Source organism: Methylovulum psychrotolerans (genome assembly GCF_002923755.1).
GTDB lineage: Bacteria > Pseudomonadota > Gammaproteobacteria > Methylococcales > Methylomonadaceae > Methylovulum > Methylovulum psychrotolerans.
Genome location: NZ_PGFZ01000016.1, coordinates 1 through 12958 on the forward strand (window position 1 = coordinate 1; position 12958 = coordinate 12958).

The 12958-nt window shown below is 47.7% G+C and carries 8 protein-coding genes and 1 pseudogene; all 9 read right to left on the minus strand.

What is annotated here, in order from left to right:
- Positions 1-550 precede the first annotated feature (550 nt).
- The 9 genes and pseudogenes from AADEFJLK_RS20805 to AADEFJLK_RS20845 all read right to left on the minus strand — a co-directional run bounded on the left by AADEFJLK_RS20805 (position 551) and on the right by AADEFJLK_RS20845 (position 12616).
- Positions 551-1588, minus strand: coding sequence for a lysozyme inhibitor LprI family protein (locus tag AADEFJLK_RS20805; protein WP_103975618.1), 1038 nt, complete (start codon positions 1586-1588; stop codon positions 551-553).
- 253 nt (positions 1589-1841) lie between these two features.
- Entirely contained in the window at positions 1842-2570 is a 729-nt protein-coding gene (locus tag AADEFJLK_RS20810) for a M48 family metallopeptidase (RefSeq protein WP_103975619.1), read from the minus strand.
- On the minus strand, positions 2570-5764 hold the full coding sequence (locus AADEFJLK_RS20815) for a type I restriction endonuclease subunit R (RefSeq protein ID WP_103975620.1): 3195 nt from the start codon (positions 5762-5764) through the stop codon (positions 2570-2572). The genes AADEFJLK_RS20810 and AADEFJLK_RS20815 overlap by 1 nt, the downstream gene beginning before the upstream one ends.
- A 108-nt stretch (positions 5765-5872) precedes the next feature.
- Positions 5873-6921: pseudogene (locus AADEFJLK_RS20820) on the minus strand (IS630 family transposase).
- A 293-nt stretch (positions 6922-7214) separates the two neighbouring features.
- Complete coding sequence (locus tag AADEFJLK_RS20825) at positions 7215-8213, minus strand: Abi family protein (protein ID WP_103975621.1); 999 nt, start codon at positions 8211-8213, stop codon at positions 7215-7217.
- On the minus strand, positions 8213-9436 hold the full coding sequence (locus AADEFJLK_RS20830; RefSeq protein ID WP_103975622.1) for a restriction endonuclease subunit S: 1224 nt from the start codon (positions 9434-9436) through the stop codon (positions 8213-8215). The genes AADEFJLK_RS20825 and AADEFJLK_RS20830 overlap by 1 nt, the downstream gene beginning before the upstream one ends.
- A gap of 60 nt (positions 9437-9496) precedes the next feature.
- Positions 9497-10531: a PDDEXK nuclease domain-containing protein gene (locus AADEFJLK_RS20835; protein ID WP_103975623.1), complete on the minus strand. Its 1035-nt coding sequence runs from the start codon at positions 10529-10531 to the stop codon at positions 9497-9499.
- A complete protein-coding gene (locus AADEFJLK_RS20840; RefSeq protein WP_103975624.1) occupies positions 10521-12029 on the minus strand; it encodes a type I restriction-modification system subunit M in 1509 nt (502 codons plus the stop codon). Before AADEFJLK_RS20840 ends, AADEFJLK_RS20835 begins: the two co-directional genes overlap by 11 nt.
- The gene (locus AADEFJLK_RS20845) at positions 12026-12616 is read right to left on the minus strand and encodes a restriction endonuclease subunit S (protein WP_170065198.1); all 591 of its coding nucleotides are present in this window, start codon (positions 12614-12616) and stop codon (positions 12026-12028) included. Before AADEFJLK_RS20845 ends, AADEFJLK_RS20840 begins: the two co-directional genes overlap by 4 nt.
- Between the last annotated feature and the right edge of the window lie 342 nt (positions 12617-12958).

The following is a 12958-nucleotide window of genomic DNA, read 5'->3' on the forward strand; positions in this document are numbered from 1 at the left end:
AAGGCCGACCGTAAGGATTCCTTCGTAAATGCGTAAAGTCGCCCGGAACCCCGCGTCAAACCTAGAATCTAAGCGCAATTCCATAGACTACAGAGGTGAATAGCAGTAATCTGTATCAATTGAACCATCCACGCAAAATACCCCTGTAACCCGCATTCTACCTGTAAAAAATAGTGGTCAGTTTAAAGTAAGCTTCAATTGGGACGAAGATTTTGCATTAAAGATTTCTGACTTTACTCATTTACGAAGGAATCCTTACCATCAGCCTTGCAGGTGTTGAATTATTCGATGAATACCATAAATTACAGCTTATTTAATAAGAAAAGACATAGGAATATTAGGCCTTTTTATCTAATCTTCCTTATTGTGTAAACGTTCGTTTTTTCTATGCTTTTTGAGCTACTGAGTAATGATGGTTAAGGCTTCCCAAAAAATGGCAGGTTAACAGGGTTAAAATTGGGAAGCCTGAAATGGCATAAGGCCACGCCGTCTGTGGCTTTTCAATAAATCCTATGGGACTTTAGTGTCGTTTGTTTAAATGCACCCCATTCTATGGAATGCTTGCGATTTTCTGTTTTAACGTGTCAGTCCTTTCATTTGTCATGGCTGCCATGCAATATAGCTTAATAGTTTCCTGCACAATGCTATTATCGGGTTCTTCGATTGAAGCTTTACGTTCACACTCATTTTCTCGTTGCTTTAACCATTTTCTTTGTTCTGACAAAAGTACCGCTCTAGTGTTTTTTGTTGCGGACTTCCAAACAATGTTGATTTGTTTGTTTGCCTCATCAAGCGCGTCTTTGGCCTTGTATTTTGCCACTTCTTGTTGTTGCATTTGGTTATTATCCGCAGACTGTTCTGGTGCTATAACGGCTTGTTTGGCGAGCAAATCTTGTTTAAGTTGGTCGGCCTCTTGTTTTTCCTGCAATGCACTAAGCCTTTCTGCTTCTAGTTTAGAAGCCTCCGCCTCTTGTTTTAAATTCTCGACTTCTTGTTTTTCTTGCGCATTTTGCCGAATTTGTTCAGCTTTTTTCACTTCTAATATTGGTTTTAGTAACGCAGAAGAGGCAATGTCATTAAGTAAACTGACCCATAATGTATTTTCTGATTCAACGTATAATTCTTTGCCATCATCAGTAGGTTGTACGCTATATTCAAAATCTTTTTTAGTAAACACATTGATATTGTTATCTATATCAAGCTCTCTTGCGTCTTCTGAAATTTTGGACTTATTTTGAAGCCCTTTGGCTTGGTCGGCATCAGCAAGCATACTGGCAGGAATTGTGACTTTTAATACACCGCTACAAAATTTTTTACTGCTATTTGGATCTTCTTTTGTCGTTCTGACACTTTCAACAGCGATTTGTAACTGCCCTAATGAAGCCCTGATTTTTGCCTTATCGAAAATAAATTCGCCAGTATCGGTATATTTTTCGTCTGATGTCTTTTTTTCAACGGCATCAATAATTGTCTGGCTGATTAACGTATAAGCCGCCTCAGATGAACAACTTGCTTCGGGCGTTTGTTTATCGCAAGCTGATAACAGCAAACTTGAGAGTAATAAGGGTGTTAAGTGTTTTATATTCATGATTAAAATCGACGGTTAGAAAATTGACAGATGTTTCGATACATATAGGCTGCCCGTAAGGATTCGTGCGTAAATGGATAGTAGCGGCCTGCAACACGCATATCACCTACAATCACGCCGTTTTAACCGCACTATGAATACATATCCATTTACTTGAGCTTGTCTTGTCATATAAAATTGGTATTTATTGTGTTTTGTGTTCTAATTTTTTAGGTTGTTGTAGAAGTATAGCACGAGAGATTAAGGCCATCATTTAAACAAACCTAACTTCAACCATCTCATTGAGCCGTTTGCGCCTCAATTCCCAATCTTTCATGACAGCCGCCAGCAAGCGATAAAATGCCCGGCTATGGTTATGTTCTTGCAAATGGCACAGCTCATGGGTGATGACATAATCGATGCAATCCTTCGGGGCGGCGATCAGTTCGGGGTTGAGGATAATATGGCCTTGGCTGGTGCAACTGCCCCAACGCTTGGGCATAAAGCGCAATTGGAAGCCTTGGTCATGCGCAATGCCCAGCTTGGCAACTTGTTTCAGGCACACGTCATAACGCTCTAAGAAAACCGTGTTCGCCCTCAGCCGATACCAGTTTTGTAGCAATGCCTTAACCTTTCCGGTATTGTTGGGGTCAACCGTCACGACGGCCAACCGGCCATAGGAAAGCCTGACCTGTTCAGCCTCCCCATGAAGGATAAGCAACCGGTATTGCCTGCCCAAATAACGGTGCGTTTCGCCGGAAACGTATTGCCGGGGCGGTAAAACGGGCGGATAGGCCGCAAACTGCCTTTGCTGCTTAAAAATCCACGCGGCGTTTTTTTTGACCTTGGCGGCAATCGCTTCCGCACTGGCCGTCATCGGCGCATCAACCACCACCGCCCCATCGGGATAAACATGAATGGCCAAGGTTTTGCGGTCGCACGCGTTGACGGCATAAACAATTTCCGTCTCGCCAAACCACAACGATTGCGCAAGCCTACCCATTAACCATCCCGCCGCTCGGCGATAGCCAGCACCTGCGTGGTGATACGCTCGATAGACTCCAAGCCCATTGCCAGTTCATAGCGGCCTTTCAAGCTGTAGAGATAGTCTTCCAGCTCATTCAGCATCTGGTTTTTAATGTCCTGATTCTTCGTCCAATCGCGGATTTTATGTTCGCGGATAATCTCGTCAAGGCGCACGGCGGTTTCGGCGGCAAAGCGTTCCGGCGTATAGCCCGCCACCGCATAATTTGCCAACGGCTCCTGGATGACACCGTAATAGGCTTTCGCCTCATCGCGGTTACTTAACATGTCCGGCAGGGTAGAAGCCGTTTTGCCGCGCACCGCATCTAACGTGCCGTACATCCGCTCCAGATAGTCTTTGTCAGACAGCCGCTTCGCCCGGTGTTCGGCAATCGCCTCATCAATCAGTTCGGAGAGGCGTTTATACAACGCCGGGTCTTCTTCCATCTTCTCGGTGATGGTCTTTTTTAGCCGCGAGGCAATCGCATCGGCTTTGGCGGCATCGCCTTCAATCGAGGCAATCTCTTTGTCAAATGCGTCCAAGGCAAACACATTCACCGGGGCAATGAGCTGCTTGACCGCATCGGCTCCGATGTACTTATTGACCATATTGCGGATTTGCTGCTCATAAGACGAATAATCCACCGACTCGCCATAACGTTGCTTGACCGCCTGCCTGAGATTGAGGAAATATTTCAGATCATCCTTATAACGGGCGATACGCTGTACGGGTGTGTCATCCTGAAACTTGGCGTTGGCTAAAGCCAATTGCAGGGTTTTGGCAAATACCCACACGCGCTCATAAAACGGCTGCCGCCGATCTTCCGGCTCCAAATGCCGTTGCATGGCCTCCAAATCCTTAAGGTTGCCCACCGCCTTAAATACCTCCCAAACATTGGTATGGCGTTGCGGCAACAGCTTAATCTCCTCAGCGACATCGGTCAGCGTGCCTGCAATGTCTTCGGGGTCAAAGCCCTCGTTTTCCAAGGCGGCATAAGTGTCGATGGCTTCGTTCAGTTCACCGAAAATGCCCCGATAATCGATCACCAAACCAAAGTCCTTGCCATCAAACAAACGGTTGACGCGGGCAATCGCCTGCAAAATGTTATGCTCCTTCAAACGTTTATCCAGATACAACACACTGTTGCGCGGCGCATCAAACCCCGTCAGCAACTTATCCACCACAATCAGGATTTCCGGCTCATCGGAATGCTTAAACGCCTTAATGATGCTGGTTTGATATTTTTCATCACTGCCATATTTCGCCATCATCGCCTTCCAGAACACTTGCACATCCTGCAACGTGTCTTCATCGACCGCCTGATTGCCTTCGCGGGTGTCGGGCGGCGAAATCACCACCTCCGCCGCCACCTCGCCAAATTCATCGAAATATTTCTTATAACGCAACGCCATTGCCTTGCTGGACACGGCCAGTTGGCCTTTTTTGCCCGTGCCCCTGAACGTGGTTTTAAAATGCTGGCCGATGTCGTAGGCAATTTCCGCAATCCGCTGGTCAGATTTGCTCAACTCCTCCTCGCGGCGGAACTTCTGCTTTAAATCGGCTTTTTGTTTCGGCGTTAGGCCGTCAGTAATGCGCTCGAACCATTTATCAATCTGCGCCTGGTCGCCGTGCAATTCGCTCACACGGCCTTCATACAACAGCGGCGCGACCGCGCCATCCGCCACCGCCTGGTTCATCGTATATTTATGGATAAAGCCGCCGAACTTCTTGGCCGTGGTCTGCTCTTTTTTCAGCAACGGCGTGCCGGTAAAACCGATATAACAGGCATTCGGGAAGACATTCTGCATCTTGGCATGGGAAACCCCGTATTGCGAACGGTGCGACTCATCCACCAAAACAAAAATATTGCTGCTGGTGTCGCAGATTTTGCGCTTGCGGCTGGCCGACTCAAACTTGTCGATAATCGTCGTGATAATGCTGGCCTTATTATGCTCAATCAGCTCCAACAAATGTTCGCCCGTCTTGGCTTGCACCACCGGCTTGCCGCAGGCATGGAAGGTCTTATAAATCTGGTCATCCAAATCCACCCGATCCGTGACCAAGACAATCTTAGGATTCTGAATATCGGTGGCTAACACCAAAGCCTTGGCGAGCATCACCATCGTCAGCGATTTGCCGGAACCGGTGGTATGCCAAATCACCCCGCCCGGCCTGGGGCTGTCGCCTTTGCGTTGCGTCACCTTCGCTAAGGTTGCCGCCACCGCAAAATACTGCTGATAACGGCAGACTTTCTTTTCTTTGTTGTCGAACACAATGTACTGGTAAACCAATTCCAGCAACCGCGCCGGCCTTAATAGGCTATGGATGGCTTGGTCTTGCGGCGACGGCTGGCATTGCCCGGATTGCCACAGCGTTTCCAGCGTCCGGCGTTGCCGATCATCACGCTCGGCAAACAACCGGGCTTTAAACGCCCCATCGGCTGGCTGATTGACTAAGGCCTGCAAGGCTTGTTCCTGCGCGTCTGGGTCTTCTTCTTTCCAGATCGCCCAAAACTTGGCGGGCGTACCTGTGGTGGCGTACAGGGCTTTGTTTTGGCTTACCGACAACAACACTTGCGCGTAAGTAAACAGCTCTGGAATCTCATCATGACGTTGATTACGCAACTGCTGGCTGATGCCCTGCTCAACGGCATCTTTTAAATCCGGGCGTTTGCACTCGATTACCGCCAACGGAATGCCGTTCACAAACAAGACAATATCCGGCCTACGGGTTTGCTTGCTGTTGCGCCGCTCCAGGACAAACTCATCACAAACGTGATAGACATTATTTTCTGGCCGCTGCCAGTCGATATATCGCAGGGAAAAGCTCTTGGTATAACCGTCAATGGTTTGCTCCAGGCTTTTGCCCAAGGTCAGCAAATCGTAAACCTGTTCGCTGGTGTTCATCAGGCTATCGAAAGGAATATCCGCCAACGCCCGCACCGCTTTTTGGATGTTGCCGTCGCTAAACGGATAGCGTTGGCCTTTGAAAGTGATCGTGTTCTGTTTTTGCAGTTGGGCTTTCAACACGCTTTCCAAAATCAGCTTGGAAGTGCGTCCACCGCGCAAGGCGATATTTTCGGAAGGGGAAAGATACTGGTAGCCCAGCTTGTTCAACAAGGTGACGGCAGGCAACAGCGAGGACAAGTCTTCCAGATAGTCGTAAGCAGGCATATTTAACCCTTCGATTTTGTTACCCGTTGAAGTATATGAAAAAGAGTAAATACAACCTAAAAAACCATGTATGGTTTATTAATAAGAAATATCATCAATATATATACTTCAAACGCCCATAATTTGCGTTTTTTCAAACCTCTGGAAACGCAAAGTAAGCAAAGTGTCAAGGGCGGGCTTATGTTTTGAATGGGTCTGCTCCAGGCACTCTGTAATGGCGGCCTTGAAGGGGCCGAAGCTCGGGTAATAGGTGGAGTACAGGCATTCCTTTTTGACGAACCGCCATAACCGCTCGATCAGGTTCAGGTTGGGCGAATAGGGCGGCAAAAAGCACAGTTCGATTTGCAGGCGGATGGCCGTTTCGATGACAAGGGCGCATTTCTGGTAACGGGCATTGTCCAAAAACAGCGTGATGGGAATGCCGGGCTTCAGGTCGGCCAGTTTTTGCAGGAGAGCGCAGACCTCCTTCGAGGTGATGTAGGTGTCGTTGGTGACGGAAATGAGTTCATGGGTGATGGCGTTGAGGGCGCCAAGGACGTTGAAGCGTTGCCGTCCGGCGGGGGCGGGGATGAACAGCCGTGCCGCCGACCACAGGAAACCGAGGAACGGCGCCAGCACGAAATGGGCGGCATCGACGAAAAACACCGCCCTTTGTCCGGCACGCGCCTCGTCCAAGCGGGGTTCTAGGGTCTGTACGAGGTATTCCTCCTGCTTGTCGGGATCCGCCTTGGCGGGGATCATGCCGATTTTTCGGCAACGCAGATGGAGTTTTTTTTTAGGAAGACCCCCACTTGGGTCCGGCCACGCCTGATGCCCGTCAAGGCTTCAATGTCATCCTGGGCTTTTTTAAGGGTGGCCGGCGGATGTTCCCTGAAATGGGCTTCGAGCGAAGCGGCATGGGCATCCGGGTCGCTGCCCAGCCGGTGGAAACGGACTGCCCTCAAGGCCTCAACCCCACCTTCCCGGTACAGCTCAAAGTAATCCCGCAGGGTGTTCTCGCACACGTCCACCAAGGCGGCAATCTGGGCATGGGGCAAGTTATGGCTTTTCAGCCACAGCGCCTCCATGCGCCGTTGGACGATCGGTACGGGATGGCTGTACCTTTCGTCCTTCAAAACGGATAGGGTGTCATGGGGGAATTCAAGCCGTACGGTCATGGCAAACCTCCTGCCGGGGAAGCGGGGCAAAATCAGGTGAAAATACAGGTATGGATAGTATAGCAAAAACTCACTTAATGGCCGAGTTGAGTATAGTGTTAGGTGTTGGATTTTTCTGATGTGTTTTAGTAACCTGCCCTACTTAAGTTAACGTTTAAATTTGACATCCGCTTAAGCTTAATTGAAAATAGCCCCAACACGGCCTCTTTCGGCTTAGCTACTTTGATGGCTAAACTGCTAAGGGGTTTTTTATTGCCCGTCACTTTTGTTGTTCTTGGCAGTGCTTTTTAGGGCTACCAATCCCATTGTTCCCAGCCTTCTATCGCGCCCATACCTGCTAAGTTAAGTTCCAAATGCCGTAAATCAGGAAATTCTAACAGCAAGCTTTTCAATCGCTTTCCCCATTCAGAGCTTGGGTTGATAATGGTTAACAGATACTTGGCAATGCACAGCAACAAAAAAGGCCGGGCGAGGCTATGGGTATTGCCTTGACAGTGATCAATCCAGCTTACTTCCCCGGCATGGGGCAATTTCGGTTGGTCAACGATATTCCGGTTCCAAAGACGGCTATGGTGTGCACAAACATTGCGCAGATAATTCAGGCTACGCAGCCAGGACGCAAAAATCCGGCCATTACTAGCCCCATATTTACTGGCTATCGCGTCTTGGTCGGCTTCTTTCATCCCGGCAAATAAAGTGGATAACGTTCCAAAATCCCAAATTTCACAGACAACCCAAATGGGCAAAGGAAAACCATATTTGGTTTTGTTATGCTTTATAAAATCTTCTTTTGACCGGGAAATTAAAGCCGCTTGCTTGGTCAGCCATTGATGATGTCCGCTTAAACTGGTTTGCTCATCGAGCTTTTTTGCAAAACCTTCAAAAAACAAATCGGGATTGAGATACGCAAAGGGGTCTTGCTTGTCTAGCGAATGGGAAATATCGACCCGTAAACTAATCTCGATCCGTTCCAAGGCATCCATAACCAGCAAGCGCAGTTTTTTATCAAAGACATACAGCTCGACGGCATTTTGAAAACTTGCCCCGGTTTTAAATTCATCCAGCACCATCCGGTCAGTTTTGCCGCGTTTGAATTTTTTCCCATCAGTTGTGGGCAACGGACAATAAAATCCGCTGCGTTCACGGAAGGGAAACCAATAACCGCTCAACCGATAATAGCCGATACGCTCAAGGTGGTGCAACGCTCTTGCCTCATCGGTGACCATCAGCCCCCGCCTGGTTAATTGATCCAATTGGTCTTGATAGCTTTTCCAAGGCTTGTCGTAAATCATTAGGCCGCCTCTGCTATCATGACCCGCTTCTTGCCGGTCAAAAGCTGCTGCATCAGGGCTTTTTTCTGTTGTTTTAGGGCGGTGAGCTGATTTTGGTGGACTTGTATTTCTTGGTCTGCGGTAGAGAGGGTTGCGGCGATTTTTTGTTGTTCTGGAAGAGTCGGACACAAAATGAATAATCCTTTTACATCAGAAGAATTAATAGCAGGATAGTTTGATCCAACAACTAAAGAGTTAATCTGAAAAGTAATATGATTGCTAAATATATAATGAAAGATATAGTCATACGAATAACCTGCTTCTGCTGTAATCGTTGAAAAACCAGTAGATGCAATGTAAGGATAGCCGCCATTATCGGCTATTTTTGCAAATCCCTGCAAATTTGGGCGAACCGTAGCAATGATGATGTCACAAGGGTAAACAACACGTCTGGCTCGTGAAGGTGCGTCTTTGAAAGTAAACGTTTTCAATTGATTATTTATTTTCCCTGCTTGTACATCAGATAAGGAAATGTATTTGAATTTGTAATTTGGATCGGTTGCATTGCTCAGGTTTTTAGCATCAATTTTTCCAATTTCCCCCAAGTGCTTGAGGTTCAATTTTTCATCAAACCCAGCAAACCGCTTCTTGCCAGTCAAAAGCTGCTGCATCAGGGCTTTTTTGCGCTTTTGCTTGGCGGCAATCAACGCTTCCAGTTTTTCAATGGCTTTATCCCAAGTGGAAAGGATTTGGGCGATTTTTTGTTGTTCGGGGAGTGGGGGCATTTTTAAAATTATTTCACTACAATCTGGAACGCGAACATGTGCAACTGTTCCGCCATTACTAAAATCTTCAATTTGCTTTTGACAATAAAGGCTTTGCAACGAATACAAAATGAACAGGTTATTACTTTTTAATGGGTGTGCACGATACATGACTGTGCGTTGCCCAAGAAAAACACCACTTGCATCTTCAAGAATCCCAATTTCACCCACGGGAGCTTCACGGGTAAAAATCAAATCGCCATTTTCAAGATTTCCTCGACGAGTCCATATTTTGTAAGTTTCTTTAGTTACATAACGGACATTTTTTGTATCGACACGACCATGACGAACATTCGTTGTCCGAATCATTTTATAGGGTGTTTCGTAATCAACGACTGCCGCGGTCTTATTTACACAATCGACAATGCAACTACATATTTCTTTAATTGGGACAAGTTTCCAACCCTCAGGCAACCGCATAACCCAACTCCTTAAAAGCCTTATTCATGAGCGTTCCCCCAAAATTTTGCTTTTAACCGTTTATTGTCCATCATTATGACCCAATTGTTGTTGCACGATGCGCCGTTCCCGTTCCAGCTCTTGTTTAAGCTCCGCTTCCGTGGGCAGATAGGGTAGGTATTTGGCGGCAAACAGTTGTTGGCTGTCGGCCAACACCGAATATTTCGCAACGGCTTCGCTGGTTTCGCTGCATAAAATCAGGCCGATGGTCGGATTGTCATCATCGTCTTTTTTATGTTGGTCATACATGCGCACATAACCGTCCATTTGCCCGACATCCTGATAAGTCAATTTGCCCAATTTAAGGTCAATCAGCAAAAAGCATTTGAGTTTGAAGTTATAGAACACCAGGTCGATATAAAAGTCTTGGTCATCTGTCCTGATGCGCTGCTGGCGGGCAACAAAAGCAAACCCTTTGCCCAACTCCAATAAGAATTGCTGCAAATTATCAATTAAGCCTTGCTCCAATTCGCTTTCAAGAAACGTTTGTGAAGGCAGATTAAGAAAATCCAACACATAAGGGTCGCGTAGATAATCTTCTGGCCTACCCTGTAAAGGCAACGTTTTTTCTTGGGCTTCCTGCTCAACGGTCGCCCGATCTTGGCTGGCCAGCAACCGTTCATAATAAAGCACACTGATTTGCCGCTCTAGTGCCCGCGCACTCCAGTTGTGTTCGATAGCTTCCTGCATATACCATGCACGGGCATTCAGCTTATCGACCCTCAGCAGAATCCGGTAATGCGTCCAACCCAATTCGAGACGCACTGCGTCTCGAATTGGAAAAGCCTGATAAAAACGCCGCATACTCCGTAAGTTACTGATGTCGAAACCTTTACCAAATTCATGGCTTAGTTTTTTGGCAAGCGATTCCAGTTGCTTTGTCCCGTAAGCGGCACGTTCCTGGCCTTGTTGTTCATGCTCGACAATCAAATTCCCTATATGCCAATAGGTTTGCACCATGACGCTGTTAACCGATTGGTGGACTTTGGCTTTCGCCTGCTCAATGACTTGGCGGATATTGCCTAATAATTCGGTGCTGATAATGTCATCGGCCATAACCCAACTCTCGCAAATACCCCGCCATTTCCTGCTTCACTGCAACCAGTTCTATTTCCAACTGGTCAATTTCGGTTTGTACTGCGTCAATATCAATCTCTGCCTCTTCGACAAAGGTATCGACATAGCGCGGGATGTTCAGGTTGAAATCATTGTCTTTGATGTCGTCAAAGCTGGCCAGATAAGCGTATTTATCGACCGTCTCCCTGGCCTGATAGGTGGCGACGATGTTATCAATGTCGGTTTGCCGTAGCCGGTTTTGGTTTTTACCGTCCTGATAGGCGCGGCTGGCATCAATAAAGATGACGTTGGTATCGGGTTTGTTGCGCTTGAACACCAACACCGCCGCCGGAATGCCCGTACCGTAAAACAGGTTGGACGGCAAGCCGATCACGGCATCGAGCAAATTTTCTTCAATCAGTTGCTGGCGTATTTTGCCTTCGCTGGCACCCCGGAACAGCACGCCATGCGGCACGACCACACCGACCCGCCCCGAATCTTTGGTGGTGGTTTCGATCATGTGGGTGATGAAGGCATAATCGCCTTTGGATTGCGGCGGCAAGCCGCGATGGAAGCGTTGGTAAGCGTCGTTCCCGGCTTCCGCGTAGCCCCATTTGTCTAAGGAAAATGGCGGATTGGCGACCACAACCTCAAATTTCATGGTGGTGTCGTCTTCAATCAGCTTGGGGCTGCGGATGGTGTCGCCCCATTCGATGCGGGCGTTGTCCATGCCGTGCAGGAACATGTTCATTTTCGCCAATGCCCAGGTTGCGCCGGTGATTTCTTGGCCGTACAGGGCAAAGTCTTTGATGCCTTTTTTGAGCAATTGATTGCCGCATTTGATCAGCAAGGAACCGGAGCCGCAAGCCGGATCGGCAATACGTTCGCCCGCTTGGGGGTTGACCAGTTCGGCGACCAGTTCGGACACTTCGGCGGGGGTGTAAAACTCCCCGGCTTTTTTACCCGCTCCGGCGGCGAATTTAGCGATCAGGTATTCGTAGGCGTTGCCGATGACATCCAGATTGCCGACCCGCGAAGGGCGCAAATCCAGCTTGGTGTCGTGGAAATCTTCCAACAGCATTTTTAAACGGGTATTGCGGTCTTTGGTTTGCCCCAAATTGGCCTCGGAATTGAAATCAATATTTCTGAACACGCCGGCCAGCTTTTGTTTATTGGTTTCTTCGACATGCTCCAAGGCAATGTTAATAATCTCGCCGATATTGGCTTCGTTGCGCTGATTATAAAGCTCCTGAAAACTGCATCCTTTGGGCAGCACAAAACGCTCGCGCTGCATCCGGCGCAGGATCATGTCTTCATCATTGCCGTATTTTTCTTTTAGGCCTTCGTAGTGTTCCTGCCAGACATCGGAAATGTATTTTACAAACAGCATCACCAGAATGTAGTTTTTATACTCCGCCGCATCAACCGTGCCGCGAAAGGTGTCACAAGCCTTCCAGAGTATGCCGTTGATTTCGTCCTGATTTATTTTCGTACTCATACCCTATCACCTTGATACTGTTCCAATGTTTTCTCCAATAAGCCCTCTAAAAGCTGTTTCTTTTTTTCAATCAGGCTCTCCAGCAAGGCCTTCTCTGTTAATCCGCAACAATGCGCTTTAACGATGCCCTGTTGCACAGCCAAGGGGGGCAAAACCACCGGTAACTCCTCAAGCACCTTACGGTTGACATAAGGTAATACCGTACCCGCAACCCGCTGGGAAAAGTAACGTTGTGCTTGGGTATGATTGATATACCATGCCAAATAGCCGGGCATCACATCCTGCGCATTATTGACCCTAATGACAAAAAAATGGGAACAGGCAACCGTACATTCCAAATCCTCATCCACCAGAACGGCAAAAATCCGGTAACCACGGCCCACAAACAAAATATCCCCGCGCCGCAAATAATCCGGTTTCTTACGCCCCGTTAGACGGACATGATAAAGCTTGCCATTGTCGAGGCCTTTTTCAGGATCAACGTCTTTCATCTGCACAACGGCGACATCCCCATCCAAAGCGTTTTCGATGCTTTCACGAAAAGGATGCCCCGCTGTTAAGGAAGCCAACTGCCCTATGGTATTCATTTTTTGTGCAATAATGTTTTTAATGCTGATATTCTGAAGCCATTCTACAGAAAAAAGCCAATCCGTCAATATTGAGCGCATTAAAAAACAATATGCAAAAATATCAGCTCAAGCCATCGCAATCCCAGCTCACAAATCAATCGTGGTAGACAGTGAATGGGTAGCCCACATGCTCTCCAATGACTTGCTGCGATTTCGTATCGCCTGCATTTTTACGGGGGGAGGGAAGTCAGTGAGTTAATGGCTAATGCGATTAGCCACCAATATTTTTCTCTTGCGGGTAAGCCATCCGAAAAAATGGCCAGTGATCAGGCCTCATAACACGCGATCGGCTTGTCTCAT